The 17,158-nt window shown below is 63.8% G+C and carries 16 protein-coding genes; 5 read left to right on the forward strand and 11 right to left on the reverse strand.

Going from position 1 to position 17,158, the window contains the following annotated elements:
• Positions 1-45: 45 nt before the first annotated feature.
• From fba to FA90_RS16480, 3 genes are all read right to left on the reverse strand, one after another.
• Positions 46-1,110, reverse strand: a complete 1,065-nt coding sequence (gene fba / locus FA90_RS16470) for a class II fructose-bisphosphate aldolase (protein ID WP_036170470.1) — start codon at positions 1,108-1,110, stop codon at positions 46-48.
• 225 nt (positions 1,111-1,335) lie between these two features.
• Positions 1,336-2,784, reverse strand: coding sequence for a pyruvate kinase (gene pyk, locus FA90_RS16475; protein WP_036170471.1), 1,449 nt, complete (start codon positions 2,782-2,784; stop codon positions 1,336-1,338).
• Positions 2,785-2,842: 58 nt separating this feature from the next.
• Positions 2,843-4,045: a phosphoglycerate kinase gene (locus tag FA90_RS16480; RefSeq protein ID WP_051971867.1), complete on the reverse strand. Its 1,203-nt coding sequence runs from the start codon at positions 4,043-4,045 to the stop codon at positions 2,843-2,845.
• Between the two features lie 161 nt (positions 4,046-4,206).
• On the opposite strand from FA90_RS16480, the gene FA90_RS16485 reads away from it, so the two are divergent.
• The 3 genes from FA90_RS16485 to FA90_RS16495 all read left to right on the forward strand — a co-directional run bounded on the left by FA90_RS16485 (position 4,207) and on the right by FA90_RS16495 (position 6,220).
• Positions 4,207-4,401 (forward strand): zinc-finger domain-containing protein, encoded by a 195-nt coding sequence (locus FA90_RS16485; RefSeq protein ID WP_036170472.1) that lies wholly within the window; start codon positions 4,207-4,209, stop codon positions 4,399-4,401.
• 15 nt (positions 4,402-4,416) lie between these two features.
• A complete protein-coding gene (locus FA90_RS16490; protein ID WP_051971868.1) occupies positions 4,417-5,478 on the forward strand; it encodes a YheT family hydrolase in 1,062 nt (353 codons plus the stop codon).
• Between the two features lie 130 nt (positions 5,479-5,608).
• Positions 5,609-6,220 carry a DUF2946 family protein gene (locus FA90_RS16495; protein WP_036170473.1) on the forward strand — a complete coding sequence of 204 codons (612 nt, stop codon included), beginning with the start codon at positions 5,609-5,611 and terminating at the stop codon, positions 6,218-6,220.
• A 4-nt stretch (positions 6,221-6,224) separates the two neighbouring features.
• Here the strand turns inward: FA90_RS16495 and FA90_RS16500 are convergent, their stop codons facing one another.
• On the reverse strand, positions 6,225-8,009 hold the full coding sequence (locus FA90_RS16500) for a M48 family metalloprotease (protein ID WP_239700776.1): 1,785 nt from the start codon (positions 8,007-8,009) through the stop codon (positions 6,225-6,227).
• Positions 8,010-8,143: 134 nt separating this feature from the next.
• Here FA90_RS16500 and moaC point away from each other — a divergent pair, with 134 nt between their 5' ends.
• A complete protein-coding gene (moaC, locus tag FA90_RS16505) occupies positions 8,144-8,659 on the forward strand; it encodes a cyclic pyranopterin monophosphate synthase MoaC (RefSeq protein WP_036170474.1) in 516 nt (171 codons plus the stop codon).
• A 71-nt stretch (positions 8,660-8,730) separates the two neighbouring features.
• On the opposite strand, the gene FA90_RS16510 is transcribed toward moaC, so the two are convergent.
• Positions 8,731-9,024: a hypothetical protein gene (locus FA90_RS16510; RefSeq protein WP_051971869.1), complete on the reverse strand. Its 294-nt coding sequence runs from the start codon at positions 9,022-9,024 to the stop codon at positions 8,731-8,733.
• 347 nt (positions 9,025-9,371) lie between these two features.
• Between FA90_RS16510 and FA90_RS16515 the strand changes: the two genes are divergently transcribed.
• Complete coding sequence (locus FA90_RS16515) at positions 9,372-11,462, forward strand: S9 family peptidase (RefSeq protein WP_036170476.1); 2,091 nt, start codon at positions 9,372-9,374, stop codon at positions 11,460-11,462.
• A 150-nt stretch (positions 11,463-11,612) separates the two neighbouring features.
• Here the strand turns inward: FA90_RS16515 and FA90_RS16520 are convergent, their stop codons facing one another.
• The 6 genes from FA90_RS16520 to recA all read right to left on the reverse strand — a co-directional run bounded on the left by FA90_RS16520 (position 11,613) and on the right by recA (position 16,935).
• Entirely contained in the window at positions 11,613-12,086 is a 474-nt protein-coding gene (locus FA90_RS16520; RefSeq protein WP_036170477.1) for a pilin, read from the reverse strand.
• Between the two features lie 329 nt (positions 12,087-12,415).
• The gene (gene sucD, locus FA90_RS16525) at positions 12,416-13,297 is read right to left on the reverse strand and encodes a succinate--CoA ligase subunit alpha (protein WP_036170479.1); all 882 of its coding nucleotides are present in this window, start codon (positions 13,295-13,297) and stop codon (positions 12,416-12,418) included.
• Positions 13,298-13,314: 17 nt separating this feature from the next.
• Positions 13,315-14,484 carry an ADP-forming succinate--CoA ligase subunit beta gene (gene sucC, locus FA90_RS16530; RefSeq protein WP_036170481.1) on the reverse strand — a complete coding sequence of 390 codons (1,170 nt, stop codon included), beginning with the start codon at positions 14,482-14,484 and terminating at the stop codon, positions 13,315-13,317.
• 68 nt (positions 14,485-14,552) lie between these two features.
• Positions 14,553-15,110 (reverse strand): DUF2889 domain-containing protein, encoded by a 558-nt coding sequence (locus tag FA90_RS16535; protein ID WP_036170483.1) that lies wholly within the window; start codon positions 15,108-15,110, stop codon positions 14,553-14,555.
• 255 nt (positions 15,111-15,365) lie between these two features.
• On the reverse strand, positions 15,366-15,827 hold the full coding sequence (gene recX, locus FA90_RS16540; RefSeq protein ID WP_036170485.1) for a recombination regulator RecX: 462 nt from the start codon (positions 15,825-15,827) through the stop codon (positions 15,366-15,368).
• Positions 15,828-15,843: 16 nt separating this feature from the next.
• Positions 15,844-16,935, reverse strand: a complete 1,092-nt coding sequence (recA, locus tag FA90_RS16545; protein ID WP_036170487.1) for a recombinase RecA — start codon at positions 16,933-16,935, stop codon at positions 15,844-15,846.
• Between the last annotated feature and the right edge of the window lie 223 nt (positions 16,936-17,158).

Genomic DNA, 17,158 nt, shown 5'->3' on the forward strand with positions numbered 1-17,158 from the left:
GAAGGCCGGGCGTCGTTCCCGGCAGTGCCGGAAACGACAACTGACTTACTGAACCACCTGCGACAGCTCGCCCGCCTTGTAGCGCTCGGCCATCTTGTCCAGCGGGATCGGCTTGATCTTGGCGGCCATGCCTTCGCAGCCGAAGGCGATGTAGCGCGCCTTGCAGACCTGGGTGGCGGCTTCGCGCGCGGGCTTGAGGAAGTCGCGCGGATCGAACTTGGACGGGTTCTCGAACAGGTACTTGCGCACCGCGGCCGTCATCGCCAGGCGGATGTCGGTGTCGATGTTGATCTTGCGCACGCCATGCTTGATGCCTTCCTGGATCTCCTCGACCGGCACGCCATAGGTTTCCTTCATGTCGCCGCCGAATTCGCGGATGATCGCGAGCAGCTCCTGAGGCACCGACGACGAACCGTGCATCACCAGGTGGGTGTTCGGGATGCGCGCGTGGATTTCCTTGATGCGGTCGATGGCAAGGATGTCGCCGGTCGGCTTGCGCGTAAACTTGTAGGCGCCGTGCGAGGTGCCGATGGCGATCGCCAGGGCGTCGCATTGCGTGCGCGCGACGAAGTCGGCGGCCTGGGCCACGTCGGTCAGCAGCTCTTCGCGGGTCATGGTGCGGTCCGCGCCATGGCCGTCTTCCTTGTCGCCCTTCATGGTTTCCAGCGAACCGAGCACGCCCAGTTCGGCTTCCACCGTCACGCCGATCGAGTGGGCGAACTTGACGACTTCGCGCGACACGTCGACGTTGTATTCGTACGACGCCACCGACTTGCCGTCGGCTTCCAGCGAACCGTCCATCATCACCGAGCTGAAACCCGAGCGGATCGCGGCCATGCAGACCGCCGGCGACTGGCCGTGGTCCTGGTGCATGACGACCGGGATGTGCGGATAGGCTTCGACGGCGGCGTCGATCAGGTGGCGCAGGAAGGCTTCGCCGGCATATTTGCGGGCGCCGGCCGAGGCCTGCATGATCACCGGGCTGCCGGTCTGGTCGGCCGCGGCCATGATGGCCTGGACCTGCTCCAGGTTGTTGACGTTAAACGCCGGCAAGCCATAGCCGTGTTCGGCGGCATGGTCCAGCAGTTGACGCATTGATACGAGTGCCATGATTTAAGCTCCAAACAATAAAAAAACCTTTCGGAACCTCGATAAACCTGCTGCGCGTTGCATTTCGGGCTTGCGATGCTCGCCGTACCGTAAGTACGGCTGCGCTTCTCAGCCCGAACTGCTGCCGCTCGCTAGGGTTTCTCGAAGTCCATTTTTATTGTTGTGGACTTCGCTAAAAACCGATCGGGCGGCAGGCACAGCACATGGCGTTTTTCGAAGTTCGCTTTATTCGAACTCGCCCACGCGGACGATGCGCAGGGCGTTGGTGGCGCCGGCCTGGCCCATCGGCTCGCCCCAGGTGACCACGATCATGTCACCCTTTTTGACGATCCCGTTGGCCACCATCAGGTCTTCGGCCTGTTTCAGCACCGCGGCGCTGTCGCCGCGCTGGGTCAGGTGGTAGGCGTGCACGTTACGATACAGCGATACCTTGCGCTGGGTGGTGACGCTTGGCGTCAGCGCGAAGATCGGGGTCTCGACGCGGTGGCGGCTCATCCACAGCGCGGTCGAACCGGACTCGGTCAGCGCGACGATCGCCTTGACCGCCAGGTGGTGCGCGGTGAACAGCGCGCCGTAGGCGATCGACTGGTCGATGCGGGTGAACTGCACGTTCAGGAAGTCGGCTTCGAGCTTGTTGTATTCCGAACGCTCGGCTTCCACGCAGACCGCCGACATCATCTCGACGGTTTCCACCGGATATTTACCAGCGGCGGTCTCGGCCGATGCCATCACGGCGTCGGTGCCGTCCAGCACGGCGTTGGCCACGTCCGACACTTCGGCGCGGGTCGGCACGGCGTTGACGATCATCGACTCCATCATCTGGGTCGCGGTGATCGCCAGCTTGTTCGAGTCGCGCGCCATGCGGATCATGCGCTTTTGCAGCGCCGGCACGGCGGCATTGCCGACTTCGACCGCCAGGTCGCCGCGCGCGACCATGATGCCGTCGGAAGCGTCGAGGATTTCCTGCAGCACCGGAATCGCTTCGGCGCGCTCGATCTTGGCGATCATCATCGGCTTGTGGCCGAACGGCTCGCCGGCGATGTTGGCCAGCTGGCGCGCCATTTCCATGTCGGTCGCGGTCTTCGGGAACGAGATCGCCAGGTAGTCGGCCTGGAAGGTCATCGCGGTCTTGATGTCTTCCATGTCCTTGGCGGTCAGCGCCGGCGCGGTCAGGCCGCCGCCCATGCGGTTGATGCCCTTGTTGTTGGACAGTTCGCCGCCGATCTTGACCACGGTGTGGATCTCGCTGCCGACCACTTTCTCGGCAATCAGCACGATCAGGCCGTCGTTCAGCAGCAGCGTGTCGCCTGCGCGCACGTCGTTCGGCAGCGACTTGTAGTCGAGGCCGACGCGGTCCTGGTTGCCCAGTTCGCCGTTCTCGCCCCACTTGGCGTCGAGGATGAACTTGTCGCCGTTCTTCAGCTCGATCTTGCCTTCTTCAAACTTGCCGACCCGAATTTTCGGACCCTGCATGTCGGCCATGATCGCCACTTCGCGGCCGCATTCGGCGGCGGCGCGACGGACCAGGTTGGCCCGGTCGATGTGATCCTGCGCTTTACCGTGCGAGAAATTCAGACGCACGATGTCCACGCCGGCACGGATCATGCGGACGAGGGTGTCGAAATCCGAAGAAGCCGGGCCGATGGTTGCGACGATCTTGGTACCACGAGACATTGAACTATCCTTGAAAGTGAAAAGCGCAGCCTTGTGGACTGCGCCGTTGACCTTTGATTTAGTGAGCGCTGCGTTGCAGCAGGATCTCCACCGCCGGCAGCATCTTACCCTCGAGGAACTCAAGGAAGGCGCCGCCGCCGGTCGAGATATAGCCGATCTGGTCGGCAATTTTGTACTTGGCGATCGCAGCCAGGGTGTCGCCACCGCCTGCGATCGAGAATGCTTTGGACTGGGCAATCGCGTTGGCCAGGGTCTTGGTGCCCTCGGCGAACTGGTCGAACTCGAACACGCCGACCGGGCCGTTCCAGACGATGGTGCCGGCGCCGGCGATCTGCTGGGCCAGCTGCGCGGCCGTCTTCGGGCCGATGTCCAGGATCATGTCGTCGTCCGTCACGTCGGCCACGTCCTTGACGGTGGCGACGGCGCTCGGCGAAAACTCTTTCGCGCACACCACGTCGACCGGGATCGGCACCTGGGCGCCGCGCGCGGCCATCTTGTCGATGATCGATTTCGCTTCATTGACCAGGTCGGCTTCCGCCAGCGACTTGCCGATGTTCAGGCCGACGGCCTTCATGAAGGTGTTGGCGATGCCGCCGCCGACGATCAGGTTGTCGACCTTGTCGGCCAGGCTCTGCAGGATCGACAGCTTGGTCGAGACCTTCGAGCCGGCGACGATGGCCAGCAGCGGACGCTGCGGATCGCCCAGCGCCTTGCCCAGCGCGTCCAGCTCGGCCGCCATCAGCGGACCGGCGACGGCGACCGGCGCGTACCTGGCGATGCCGTGGGTGGTGGCTTCGGCGCGGTGCGCGGTGCCGAAGGCGTCGTTGACGTACACGTCGCACAGCTTGGCCATCTTCTGGGCCAGGCCGTCATCGTTTTTCTTTTCGCCTTTGTTGACACGGCAGTTTTCCAGCAGCACGACCTGGCCCGGAGCGACGTCGACGCCATCGACCCAGTTCTGCTTCAGCTCGACCGGCTGGCCGAGCAGTTCGGACAGGCGCGCGGCGACCGGCGCCAGGCTGTCTTCCGGCTTGAACTCACCTTCGGTCGGACGGCCCAGGTGCGACGTGACCATCACGGCTGCACCCGCATCAAGCGCGGCGCGGATCGCGGGAACCGAAGCGCGCACGCGCGTGTCTTCAGTGATGTTGCCGGCGTCATCCTGCGGCACGTTCAAATCGGCGCGAATAAAGACGCGCTTGCCCTGCAAAGCGCCTCCGTCGATCAGGTCTTGCAAGCGGGTGAAGTTAAAAACGGCCATGTCAGCTTCGATCCGTTGATGAATGAAAGAACGTTATTCTACCTTAGACGTTGTCATGCAAAACATGAAAAACGTGCTACGAGACACCCCCTATAGATGATTGCCGAGCCCAAAACCGTTAGAATCCTGACTTCGCACTATTTTTACTGACGGAGAAGTCAATGAACGAGAAGACCATCCCTGTGGTGGAACTGCAAGCCAAGGACCTGCCGGCCTATTGCCCGAACCCGGCGATGCCGCTGTGGTCGTCCCACCCGCGCGTCTTCCTGGATTTCGATCACGACGGCCACGCCAAGTGCCCGTACTGCGGCACCCAGTACAAACTGGCGCCGGGCGTCGGGCTGGGCCACCACTGATCGGTTGAGGTGCCTATGGCAGCCGCCAGCGCCGCGTGCCGCGACATCGTCGAGTACAAAGCGCCTCTGTGGCTGCCCGGCGGGCACCTGCAAACGATCTACCCGGCGACCTGCATCGCCAAGCCGCCGGTCGCGTTCCGGCGCGAGCGCTGGGACACGCCCTGCGGCTTCGATTTCATCGACGTCGATTTCGCCGATGCCGGCGTCCCTGCGTCCGTTTCCACATCCGAGGCGGCGCCGTTCGTGCTGCTGTTCCACGGCCTGGAAGGCTCGTCCGACAGCCATTACGCGCGTTCGCTGATGGCGGCGGTCCACGCGCGCGGCTGGCATGGCGCGATCCCGCACTTTCGCGGCTGTTCGGGCGAAGCGAACCGGGCGCCACGCTTCTATCATTCCGGCGACTCGGAAGAGCTCGACTGGATCATCCGCCGCTTGCGCACCAGATACACGGGTCCGTTCTACGTGGCCGGCGTGTCGCTGGGCGGCAATGCCTTGCTGCGCTGGCTCGGCGAGCAGCAGCACGGCGCGGACATCGTCGACGCCGCCGTGGCGGTTTCGGCCCCGCTCGACCTGGCGGCCAGCGGCGCCGCGCTGTCGAGCGGCCTCAACCGCGTCTATACGCGCATGTTCCTGCAGACGCTCAAACCCAAGGCGCTGGCCAAGCTGGAGCATTTTCCCGGCCTGTTCGACCGCGCCCGCCTGCTGGCGGCCAAGGATTTGTACGCCTTCGATAACGTCGTCACGGCGCCGCTGCATGGTTTCCGCGACACCGACGACTACTGGCACCGCGCCAGCGCCAAGCACGTCCTGAACGACATCACCGTACCGACGCTGGTGCTCAACGCGCGCAACGATCCCTTCCTGCCGGGGCGGCATCTGCCATCCAGCGCCGCGCCCGCCGTCACGCTCGAGTACCCGGCCAGCGGCGGCCACGTCGGCTTTCCGACCGCCCCCTTCCCGGGGCGCATCGACTGGCTGGCGCAGCGCATCCTGCATTTTTTCGATACCGCGGCGGGCAAGGCCCCGGACCCTGTGCCGACCTGCGCGCCGGTCGCGACGCAGGTATGCCAAGCTTGATGCTAGTTAATGGGGCCTCGAAAACCGTCGCGAGCGGCAGCAATGTTGGTCGAGACGCGCAGCTGTACGAGAAGTACAGCGAGCATCGCAGGCCGACAGTGCAACGCGCAGTAGGTTTTCGAGGTTCCGAATGGACGATATCGTTAAACAGGCAATGACCAAATGGCCGAACGTGCCGCACTGCTACGGCTGGCTGGCGCTCGATGCGCGCGGCGTCTGGCGCATGCGCGACGAGGCGGCCCAGCAGGCCGACGCGCCCGGCGACAAGCTGAACAACACGGCGCTGGTCGGCTTCATCAACCGCAACTACCTGGCGGACGAGCGCGGCTGCTGGTATTTCCAGAACGGGCCGCAGCGGGTATTCATGAACCTGGAAGCCACGCCCTTCATCGCGCGCACCGACCCGGCCCAGGGCTTGGTGCTGCACACCGGCGAAGCGCTCGGCAGCCTGGAACAGGCGTGGCTGCTCGACAGCGGCGCCCTGCTCGTGCGCGCGGGCGCGCGTGTGGCCCAGCTGGACGATCGCGACGTCGCCCAGCTGCTGCGCTTCATCGAACTGGATGACCAGCCGGTCAGGGACGAGGCCTTGATGGCCTGGCTCGGCGGCGGCGCCGGCCGCCTGGTGCTGCGCTGGCAAGAGCACGCGATCGAGATCGAGCGCCTGGTCGCGGATGAGGCGCCGCGGCGCTTCGGCTTCGTGCGCCGGCCGGATCGCCTGGCGCAGCCTCAGGCTGGGCAGTAAGGGCTTATTGCCCGCGCCATGGATCGAAGGGCTGGCCCGGCAGGCGGTGGTTGAAGCTGCCGGTCGGATCGAAGTCCTGGTCGAGCGAGCGCCGTTTGGAAGACCCCGTCGCGCCCGGCGCCGCCGCTCCATCGGACGGTCCCGAGCCGCCGCTGGCCTCGACCTTGAAACGCGTACCGCCGCCGTTGGCGAAGTCATCGCCGCGTTCCTTCTTCTCTTTCTTTTCGTCCTTCTGGCGCTGCTGCAGCTCGCGCTCGCGCGCATCGATGACGGCCTGGTCGTAGAACGACACGTCCTTGGCCTTGCGCGCCAGGTTCAGCTGATCCACCGCGGCCGGCAACGCACCGCTCAGCACATAGGATTCGGCCAGCGCCATGTGCTGCAAGGCGATCTTGCCCTGCGCGGAATAAGTCTTGGCCAATTGATCGTAGAGCTTGGGCTCGGCGCGGTACTGCTGCACCTGGTCGCGCAGGAACTGGGCGGCCTGGTCCAGCTTGCCGTCGGCGATCAGCGCGGTCGCGTACTGGCGCGCGGCCATCCGCGACAGCGGGAATTTCTGGCGGGTCTGCTCCGCTTCCGCGACCGCCTGGTGTACGACGTCAGGCGGCTGGCCGGGCGCCAGCTTGATTTCGATGTCGAGGCTGGCGAACATCGCGCTGCCGTCCGAGCCCGGACGCTCGGTCGAGAACACGCCGGGTTTCGGATGCGTCGACGCCCTCGCCTTGTCCAGCCAGCTCTGCGCCGCCTTCAGGTCGCCCTGCTTGAGCGCCAGGAACGACATGCCGTACATCGCGGCGGTCTGCTGCTGGGTGTTCTGGTCGTTCAATTGCGTCTTGAACGCGGCCCGGGTTTCCTCGAGGGCGGCCTGGCTGGTGTCCTGCAGCACGCGTGCGCGTGCGCGCACGAGCTGGAAGTCGATGCTGTCGGTGTGGATCCTGGTCGGCTTGGGCGCCTCGCGGATGCGCGCCTGGATATCGGCGATGCGCTCGCCGGTCAGCGGGTGGCTGGACAGCCAGGCCGGCGCTTCGCCGTAGATGCGCGTCGAGCTCTGCAGGCGCTTGAAGAAGGACACCATGCCGGAGGTGTCGAAGCCGGCGTTGCGCATGGTCTGGAAGCCGACGCGGTCGGCCTCGCGTTCGGCGTCGCGGCTGAAGTTCAGCTGGCGCTGGACGGCCAGGCCCTGCCCGCCCATCATCACGCCCATCGCCGCATCGGCGCCGCCGCCGGCCTTGCCGACCAGCGCCGCCAGGATCAGCGCCGCCAGCGGCAGCAGCGCATCCTGCTTCTGCTGGCCGATCATGCGCGCGATGTGGCGCTGCTGCACGTGGCCGATCTCGTGCGACAGCACCGAGGCCAGTTCGGACTCGTTCTGCGCCGCGATCAGCAGCGCCGAGTGCACCGCGACAAAGCCGCCGGGCAGCGCGAACGCATTGATCATCGGGTCGCGCACGGCGAAGAAGAAGAATTCGACGTTGTCTTCGCCGCGTGCACCCGGGGCATACTGGACCAGCGTGTCGCCGAAATTGTTCAGGTACTCGAGGATGGCCTCGTCGTCGAGGTAGTCATGATCGCGCCGGATGTCGTTCATGATTTCCTCGCCCAGCTTGCGCTCGAGCACGGGCGACAGGTCGGCGCGCGCCGAATCGCCGAGCGTCGGCAGGTTGCCGGTGTCGGAAAAGGTGTGCGGCACCGGGGTGGTCGGCGTGGCCAGGGCGACACCGGTCGCGAGGACGAGGCAGGCCGCCGTGCTCAGGCGGCGCCAGCGCGGCGACCTCGTTGGCGAGGACATGGGCGATTGCATGGGCGACTTGGCTGAAATCGGGTCTGGTTTCACGATGCTATGATACCCCCTTCCTTGGCCCGGCTGCTGCCGGGCCGATACTTTGTTACCTTCGCCCTACAAGAAAAACCCGAGAATAACCGATGAGCACGCCGACCGATCCGACCTCCGCTTCTCCACTCACCCATTTCGACGCCGGCGGCCAGGCGCACATGGTCGACGTCGGCGCCAAGAACGAGACGCACCGCGTCGCCGTTGCCGCCGGGACCATCCGCATGCAGCCGGCCACGCTCGAGCTGGTGAAAACCGGCAGCGCCAAGAAAGGCGACGTGCTCGGCGTGGCGCGCATCGCGGCGATCATGGCCGCCAAGCGCACCGGTGACCTGGTGCCGCTGTGCCATCCGCTGGCGCTGACGCGGGTGGCGGTCGAGTTCGAGATCGACTCGGTTAACAATAGCGTGCATTGCCGCGCCCAGGTCGAAACCTATGGCAAGACCGGGGTGGAGATGGAAGCGCTCACTTCGGTGCAGGTCGGACTGCTGACCGTGTACGACATGTGCAAGGCGGTGGACCGCGGCATGGTCATGACGAACATCCGCGTGCTGGAAAAGCACGGCGGCAAGAGCGGCGACTGGACCGCCACCGAACTCGACGCCTGAGCAGCCGCACCGGCCGGGTCAGCCCGGCCGCGCCATGCCGGCTTTGCTTCGCTGGCGTTGCTTCGCCGGCTTTACCTGGCCGGCTGCAAACCCCGCGTCCAGGCCCGCATCCATGCCTGCCCCATCATCTCGCCCGCCTTCAGGTTGGCGTCCATGAAGCGCCCCACCGCCTGCTGCTGAACCGAGATCGCATTCTTGGCCAGCGCCTGCGCGCACGCGCGCGCGGCCTCCGTGAACGCGCGCATCGTGTGCTCCTGGATGATGCTGGCTGAGCTCAGCATGAAATGGCGGCCGCTGCTTTCAGCGGCGTCCTGGTACAGGCGCGCGATGTCAGGCCAGAGTTCGATATGCGTCGAGTGGGTCATGGCAGTGTCCTCCGATGGGCTGCCATGAAGTGTACCCCTGAGCCGGCGCGCACGCGATGCGCTACGCATGAGCGCGCGCAATCTGCACATGTTTAGCTGTTCTATCGTTCAGTGTCGTCCTGCCGCACACCCTGCACGCGCTGGCGCGCGTACGCGCGAGCGTCGGCGCAGGCGCGCGCCCGGCTGCGCCTGCGCCGTCCACGCCATCCGCATCGTCCATCCCAGGCCGGGCCTTCGCCAAGCCGATGGCCGGCGCCGGCGGCGACTGGGAAGCGTTGTGAGCCTGCCGCCCGTCTTTTCCTCGTGGTAAATTGCTGCCCTTCAGCAGTTGACTCCACGAGGATAGGATGAAATTACGTACACTGGCGTTGGCCGCCTGCCTGGCCACCGGCGCCGCCGCGGCAATCGCCCCCGCCGCCGCCGCACCACGCGGCTTCACGGTCGAAGACCTGGTCACGATGGAACGGGTCAGCACGCCGTCGGTGTCGCCGGACGGCTCGCGCATCGTCTACACGGTGCGCAGCACCGACTTGGCCAAGAACAAGGGCCATACCGACCTCTACCTGGTCGACCTGCGCGCCAGCAACCCCACGCCACAGCGCCTGACGGCCGACGCCGCCAGCAGCACCGATCCGGAATGGTCGGCCGCCGGCGACGCCATCTATTTCCTGTCGGCCCGCTCGGGCTCATCGCAAGTCTGGCGCCTGCCGCTGGATAAGAATGGCGGCGCCGGCGCCCAGCCGCTGCAGGTGACCAACCTGCCGCTCGACGTCGACGCCTTCCGCGTTTCGCCGAAGGACGACCGTATCGCCTTCAGCGTGTCCGTGTTCCGCGACTGCGCCGACCTGGCCTGCACCACGCAGCGCCTGGACGCGCGCGCAAAGGACAAGGCGAGCGGCAAGCTGTACGACCACCTGTTCGTGCGTCACTGGGACACCTGGGCCGACGGCCGCAACGCCGTGCTGTTCTCGGCGCCGTTCGACGCCCAGGGCAAGGTCAGCGCCGCGCCGGTCAGCCTGTCCGGTTCGCTCGACGGCGACGTGCCCTCCAAACCCTTCGGCGACCGCGAGGAATTCCGCTTCAGCCCGGACGGCAAGAGCGTCGTGTTCTCGATCCGTATCGCCGGCAGGACCGAGGCCTGGTCGACCAACTTCGACCTGTACACGGTGGCAGCAAGCGGCGGCCAGGCGCCGCGCAACCTCACGGCCGACAACCCTGCCTGGGACACCAAGGGCGTGTTCTCGCCGGACGGCCGCACGATCGCCTATCTGGCCATGACGCGCCCGGGCTTCGAGGCGGACCGCTACCACATCGTCCTGCTCGACGTGGCCAGCGGCCGGAAGCGCCACGTGGCCGAGAGCTGGGACCGCTCGCCCGGCAATATCCAATGGAGCGCGGATGGCAAATCGCTGATCGCCGACGCCGAGGACATCGGCCAGCACAAGCTGTTCTCAATCGATGTCGCCAGCGGCAAGGTCACGCCGCTGACCGGCCAAGGCGCGATCGGCGGCTACGACCTGCGCGGCAACACCCTCGCCTACACGCAGACCAACCTGGCGTCCGGCGCCCAGCTGTTCGCCACCACGCTGGCCGACGGCAAGACCGTCCAGCTGACGCACCAGAATGCCCAGCAGCTCGCCGACGTGCGCTGGGGCGAGTACGAGCAGTTCTCGTTCAAGGGCGCGAACGGCGACACCGTGCATGGCTACGTGATGAAGCCGTGGAATTATGAGCAGGGCAAGACCTACCCGGTCGCCTTCCTGGTGCACGGCGGCCCGCAGGGCAGCTTCGGCAATGGCTGGAGCTACCGCTGGAATCCGCAGGTGTACGCCGGCGCCGGCTACGCCACCGTGTTCATCGACTTTCATGGTTCGACCGGCTACGGCCAGAAGTTCACCGATGCCATCAGCGGCGACTGGGGCGGCAAGCCGCTCGAGGACTTGAAAAAAGGCCTGGCCGCGGCCACCGCCAAGTACGGCTGGCTCGACCGCTCGCATGCCTGCGCACTCGGCGCGTCCTACGGCGGCTACATGATGAACTGGATCGAAGGCAACTGGTCGGACGGCTTCAAGTGCATCGTCAACCACGACGGCGTGTTCGATACCCGCGGCATGGCCTACTCGAGCGAAGAACAGTGGTTCACCGACTGGGAAAACGGCGGCGGCCCGTATTTCGCCATGCCGGACAAGCACGAGCAATTCAATCCGGTCCGCTTCGTGAACAACTGGAAGACGCCGATGCTGGTCGTACAGGGCGACATGGACTTCCGCATCCCGACCACGCAAGGCCTGTCGACCTTCACCGCGCTGCAACGCAAGGGCATCGAAAGCAAGCTGCTGGTGTTCCCGGACGAGAACCACTGGGTGCTCAAGCCGGCCAACTCGGTGCTGTGGCATCACACGGTGATGAACTGGCTGGATGCGCACCTGAAGCAGTGAGCCTGCCGATAGCGCATCACTATCGCACGATGAGAAAACGCCTGCTGCGGCAGGCGTTTTCTCTAGCGTGTTCGACTGCGTTAGCGAAGGCTTCAAATAAAACACCCGGTCGAAGCCGGGTGTTTTGGTAGTGCTTTCAGCAGCCCAGGATTACGGGGTAGTGATGTTGTTCTTCTCGAGCGTCTGTTGTGCAGTCGAGTTAGCCGACACTGCGCTGCCATCGACTTTCCAAGTCACGGTGGACTCATTTACGGTCGGGGTCACGGTAAAGGTCTTGCCGTTCACGTCGCTGTTGATCCCGCCTGCGAAAACAGCGCTGATGGTGCCGCCGGACACGGTTGCCGATGCCAGCTCTTTGGTGGGGGTGAATGCAGGGATGCTCACGCCTGCTGCGCCGGTAGTGCAACCGGTTTTGTCGCCGCCAGCTTCCTGGATGCAGTTCGCCACTGCGGTCTGCAGCGATGATACCGAGCTCAGCGCCGCGCCGACTTTGGCTTTGATGACATAGTTCGAGTACGCCGGGATCGCGACAGCGGCCAGGATGCCGATGATGGCGACGACGATCATCAGTTCGATCAGGGTAAAGCCGGCTTCGACTTTCTTAACGATTTTCGGTGCTTTCATGGTGTTTCTCCAGGTTTGGTACTACAAAAATTAAGAGGTGAACTGCGTATCTGGTACTGCCTTGCTTCTGCTCTTCTATATGCAAGCGCCGTGCCAGCTTATTTCCATACGGAATCACCCATTTTTTCGTGCCAAACGCGGTGCCATGACCGTTTTTGTCTTGCCGTGCGACAATTTTTGTCACTCGGCAGTGCCGACCTTTGTCATGACGACGCCAATTACATACTGTGGACGAAAATTGTCACTACTCGACCGTGCCAAGGGTGGCATCAAAAAAAACGGGACGCCGCAGCGTCCCGTTCTTGTCAGCAGGGTCTAGGACCGCTGGATTACAGCATCGCCTTCAGCAGACGCGCCATTTCCGACGGGTTCTTGGTGACCGTGATGCCGCAGGCTTCCATGATTTCCAGCTTGGCTTGCGCGGTGTCGGCGCCGCCCGAGATCAGCGCGCCGGCGTGGCCCATGCGCTTGCCCGGAGGCGCGGTGACGCCAGCGATGAAGCCGACGACCGGCTTCTTCATGTTGTCCTTGATCCAGTACGCAGCGTTCGCCTCGTCCGGGCCGCCGATCTCGCCGATCATGATGACGGCGTCGGTTTCCGGATCGTCGTTAAACATCTTCATCACGTCGATGTGCTTCAGACCGTTGATCGGGTCACCGCCGATGCCGACTGCCGACGATTGGCCCAGGCCCAGCGCGGTCAGCTGACCGACGGCTTCATAGGTCAGGGTGCCCGAACGCGACACGACGCCGATGCGGCCCTTGCGGTGGATGTGACCCGGCATGATGCCGATCTTGATTTCGTCAGGGGTGATCAGACCCGGGCAGTTCGGGCCCAGCAGCAGGGTCTTCGAACCGGCCTTGGCCATGCGATCCTTGACTTCCATCATGTCACGGACCGGGATGCCTTCGGTGATGCAGATTGCCAGGTCCAGCTCGGCTTCGACGGCTTCCCAGATCGCGGCGGCGGCGCCTGCCGGCGGCACGTAGATCACGGAGACGTTGGCGCCGGTTTCGGCCTTGGCTTCCTTGACGTTGGCAAAAATCGGGATGCCTTCGAAGTCTTCGCCGGCTTTCTTCGGGTTCACGCCGGCGACGAAGGCTTCACGGCCATTCGCGTAGTCGCGGCACATGCGGGTGTGGAACTGGCCGGTCTTGCCGGTAATACCCTGGGTGATGACTTTGGTGTCTTTGTTGATCAGAATCGACATTTTGTTTCCTTCGCGAATTAAGCTTGGCCAGCGGCAGCGGCAACCACTTGCTTCGCTGCGTCTTCCATGGTGTCAGCCGAGATGATCGGCAGGCCGGAGTCGGCCAGCATCTTCTTGCCCAGGTCTTCGTTGGTGCCCTTCATGCGCACGACCAGCGGCACTTGCAGCGACACGGCCTTCGATGCGGTGATGACGCCTTCGGCGATCACGTCGCAACGCATGATGCCGCCGAAGATGTTGACCAGGATCGCCTTCAGGCCCGGGTTCTTCAGCATGATCTTGAATGCTTCGGTGACTTTCTCAGCCGTCGCACCGCCGCCCACGTCCAGGAAGTTGGCCGGCTCGCCGCCGAACAGCTTGATGGTGTCCATGGTCGCCATGGCCAGGCCGGCGCCGTTCACCAGGCAGCCGATGTTGCCGTCCAGCGAGATGTAAGCCAGGTCGAATTTCGACGCTTCGACTTCGGCCGGATCTTCTTCGTCCAGGTCGCGGTAGGCGACGATTTCCGGGTGGCGGAACAGGGCGTTCGAGTCGAAGTTGAACTTGGCGTCCAGGGCGATGACTTTGCCGTCGCCGGTCAGGATCAGCGGGTTGATTTCGGCCAGCGATGCGTCGGTTTCCCAGTAGGCTTTGTACAGGCCTTGCAGGTTGGTGCGCGCTTGCTCGATCGAAGCGTCCGGCACGCCGATCTTGCGGGCGACGTCGTCGGCGTCAGCGTCGGTCAGGCCGACCGACGGATCGATCACGACGTTGTGGATCTTTTCCGGGTTGCTGTGCGCGACTTCTTCGATGTCCATGCCGCCTTCCGACGAGGCCATCAGCACGACGCGCTGGGTGACGCGGTCGGTGACCATCGACACGTACAGTTCTTTCTTGATGTCGGCGCCTTCTTCGATCAGCAGGCGACGCACTTTCTGGCCTTCCGGGCCGGTCTGGTGGGTAATCAGCTGCATGCCCAGGATCTGGTCCGCGTATTCGCGCACCTGGTCCAGCGATTTGGCGACTTTCACGCCGCCGCCCTTGCCGCGACCGCCAGCATGGATCTGGGCCTTGACCACCCAAACCGGTCCGCCCAGCTCTTCAGCTGCCTTGACAGCACCGTCGACCGAGTCGCACGGAATGCCGCGCGGAACAGTCACTCCGAATTTTCGGAGGATCTCTTTGCCCTGATACTCATGGATTTTCATGCTGGCTTCCCTTCTGTTACTGATTAGATGCGGTTAAATAAATGGAGCGGAAAAGACATCGTCGAATACTACCCCGGTACCGCCTTCAAGACCCATTGCGGATAATACTTTTCGACGGCAGGGCCGTCGAGGCGCAGGGCATGGCAGCGATCGAGTTCATAGGGCCGCTCGGCGGGATCGTTCGCCGAGCGGTGGTCCATGGCGTCATCGGCAAAGGCCTGGATTGCCGCGGTGGGCAGGACCTGGGCCAACTCCGTCAAATGGGTGCAGCCGAGGACGCCGGACAGGCGATCCTTGAGGTGCAGTCGGAAATGTTTGAGCAGCGACAAGCCGATCAGCTTCTTGTAGGCAGGAGCGACCGTGTCGCAGTAACCGGGATAGGGTACGGCATCGGACGCGGCTTCGGCGTCCACGATATTCATGTCGCGGTCGATGGTGACGCGCAGCTTGAGGTCGTGCACTGGCAATCCACCCGGCCGGGGACCCGACGGGAGGACGATGTCATGCGTCTTGATGTCGCGGATGCAAGCATCGAGGTCCCACAGACCATCGTCGCGCGCGAACGCTTCGACTGTGATGGCGCGCGTGTGCCTAAGCTTACGCGAAGCGGGTGAAGACAGGGGCATAAACACCAATGCCGGTATGCGGCAATAAAAAGTTGCAGCCGTTGTGCCTGATGCACGTTGCCGCAGCTTCTACGGCAACAACCGCTCTTGCGGCGCTGCTTAAACCATCAAAGTTTAGCACAGCACGCTGGCAAGTGCACCCAAGCCTTGGCCGACCCGGGTATTCGAGAAGAAAAGGAAAGACGTTCTTGCAACGTCAGCGCGCATATCACGACGGAAAATATCGGTGATATGACTGAGAAATATCAAACCGGATCAGAAGTCGTCGTCGTCATCGACGCCGCCTTGCAGCGCCGCGCGCACGGCGCTGCTCGAAAACCCGCGCGCCACCAGGAAACGCATCTGCTTGCTGCGCTCGGCCGCATCCTGCGGCGGCGTGCCGAATTTGCGGCGCCAGACGTCCTTCGCGCGCGCAGTTTCGCTTTCCTTCAGTCCGGATTTGAGTTCGGCGAGATCGTCGCCTTTGACACCGTGCTGTTGCAGCTCGGCGATGACACGGCTGTTGCCGTAGCGGCCGGCGCGGCGATGCACGAGGGACTCGGCAAAGCGTTCTTGCGACAGCCAGTTGTTTTTTTCTAAAAAATCAAGGAGGGCGTCGACATCGTCGCCCTCCTCCGCATACTTCGCGAGTTTGCGTCCCAGTTCGAGCCGGCTGTGCTCGCGCATCGAGAGATATCTCAATGCGCGCGCTTTCAGACTGAGAACCTGCTTGACCAAAACGCTGACGAACCGATTACTCGTCGTCGCCGACAGCCGACACCGCGGCGGCGCCGGCGCCACCATTGTCACCAGCAGCGACCGGAGCCAGTTCGCGCACGCCCAGGGCGGCACGGACCTTGTTCTCGATCTCGCGGGCCAGGGCCGGACGGTCCTTCAGGAACTGACGTGCATTGTCCTTGCCTTGACCGATACGCTCGCCGCCGTAGCTGTACCAGGAACCCGACTTCTCGACGATCTTGTTGTCCACGCCCAGGTCGATGATCTCGCCTTCGCGCGACGTGCCTTCGCCATACAGGATGTCGAAGTGCGCTTCCTTGAACGGCGGCGCGATCTTGTTCTTGACGACCTTGACCTTGGTCTCGTTACCGATCACCTCGTCGCCGGACTTGATCGAACCGGTACGGCGGATGTCCATGCGCACGGAGGCGTAGAACTTCAGCGCGTTACCGCCGGTCGTGGTTTCCGGGCTGCCGAACATGACGCCGATCTTCATACGGATCTGGTTGATGAAGATCACCAGGGTGTTCGTACGGTTGATCGAGCCGGTCAGCTTGCGCAGCGCTTGCGACATCAGGCGGGCTTGCAGGCCCGGCAGGGAGTCGCCCATGTCGCCTTCGATTTCGGCGCGCGGGGTCAGTGCCGCCACCGAGTCGATGACCACCAAGTCGACGCTGCCCGAGCGCACCAGCGCGTCGGTGATTTCCAGCGCCTGCTCACCGGTGTCCGGCTGCGAGATCAGCAGCTCGTCCAGCTTGATGCCCAGCTTTTGCGCATAGCCCACGTCGAGCGCATGCTCAGCGTCGATGAAGGCGCAGGTGCCACCCAGCTTTTGCATCTGGGCGATGGTTTGCAGGGTCAGCGTGGTTTTACCCGACGATTCCGGACCGTAGATCTCGACGATACGACCGCGCGGCAGGCCGCCGACGCCCAGCGCGATGTCCAGGCCCAGCGAGCCGGTGGACACGGTTTGCACTTCCTCGACCGGCGTATTGGCATCCATACGCATGACCGAGCCTTTGCCGAATTGCTTTTCGATCTGCGCGAGGGCGGCAGCCAGTGCCTTGCCCTTCTCAGCTGCATTTACTGCGGATTTTTTGTCGTCCATAACTTTCTTTCTGTCCTAGAGTGAACCAAGATGAGGGGCGCTCGCGCGTTTTCAATAGGGAGTACTGTATAAAATCCCAGTGGTTTTGGCAAGCGATATTTACCGTTCCTGCGACCAAACCGCCTTGTCGGAACTACCACCGAGCTGACGCGTCAGACGCTCTGTCCGGGCGCTCGCACTATATAGAGACTGCGGCCGCGTTTTAAAGGTTTCCTTGTTGCGG

This window comes from Massilia sp. 9096 (assembly GCF_000745265.1).
Taxonomy (GTDB): Bacteria; Pseudomonadota; Gammaproteobacteria; order Burkholderiales; family Burkholderiaceae_D; genus Telluria.

Bases quoted from the DNA above. Each gene is read 5' to 3' on its own strand.
- fba (WP_036170470.1), bottom strand. From the start codon at position 1,110: ATGGCACTCGTATCAATGCGTCAACTGCTGGACCATGCCGCCGAACAC.
- pyk (WP_036170471.1), bottom strand. From the start codon at position 2,784: ATGTCTCGTGGTACCAAGATCGTCGCAACCATCGGCCCGGCTTCTTCG.
- FA90_RS16480 (WP_051971867.1), bottom strand. From the start codon at position 4,045: ATGGCCGTTTTTAACTTCACCCGCTTGCAAGACCTGATCGACGGAGGC.
- FA90_RS16485 (WP_036170472.1), top strand. From the start codon at position 4,207: ATGAACGAGAAGACCATCCCTGTGGTGGAACTGCAAGCCAAGGACCTG.
- FA90_RS16490 (WP_051971868.1), top strand. From the start codon at position 4,417: ATGGCAGCCGCCAGCGCCGCGTGCCGCGACATCGTCGAGTACAAAGCG.
- FA90_RS16495 (WP_036170473.1), top strand. From the start codon at position 5,609: ATGGACGATATCGTTAAACAGGCAATGACCAAATGGCCGAACGTGCCG.
- FA90_RS16500 (WP_239700776.1), bottom strand. From the start codon at position 8,009: ATGTCCTCGCCAACGAGGTCGCCGCGCTGGCGCCGCCTGAGCACGGCG.
- moaC (WP_036170474.1), top strand. From the start codon at position 8,144: ATGAGCACGCCGACCGATCCGACCTCCGCTTCTCCACTCACCCATTTC.
- FA90_RS16510 (WP_051971869.1), bottom strand. From the start codon at position 9,024: ATGACCCACTCGACGCATATCGAACTCTGGCCTGACATCGCGCGCCTG.
- FA90_RS16515 (WP_036170476.1), top strand. From the start codon at position 9,372: ATGAAATTACGTACACTGGCGTTGGCCGCCTGCCTGGCCACCGGCGCC.
- FA90_RS16520 (WP_036170477.1), bottom strand. From the start codon at position 12,086: ATGAAAGCACCGAAAATCGTTAAGAAAGTCGAAGCCGGCTTTACCCTG.
- sucD (WP_036170479.1), bottom strand. From the start codon at position 13,297: ATGTCGATTCTGATCAACAAAGACACCAAAGTCATCACCCAGGGTATT.
- sucC (WP_036170481.1), bottom strand. From the start codon at position 14,484: ATGAAAATCCATGAGTATCAGGGCAAAGAGATCCTCCGAAAATTCGGA.
- FA90_RS16535 (WP_036170483.1), bottom strand. From the start codon at position 15,110: ATGCCCCTGTCTTCACCCGCTTCGCGTAAGCTTAGGCACACGCGCGCC.
- recA (WP_036170487.1), bottom strand. From the start codon at position 16,935: ATGGACGACAAAAAATCCGCAGTAAATGCAGCTGAGAAGGGCAAGGCA.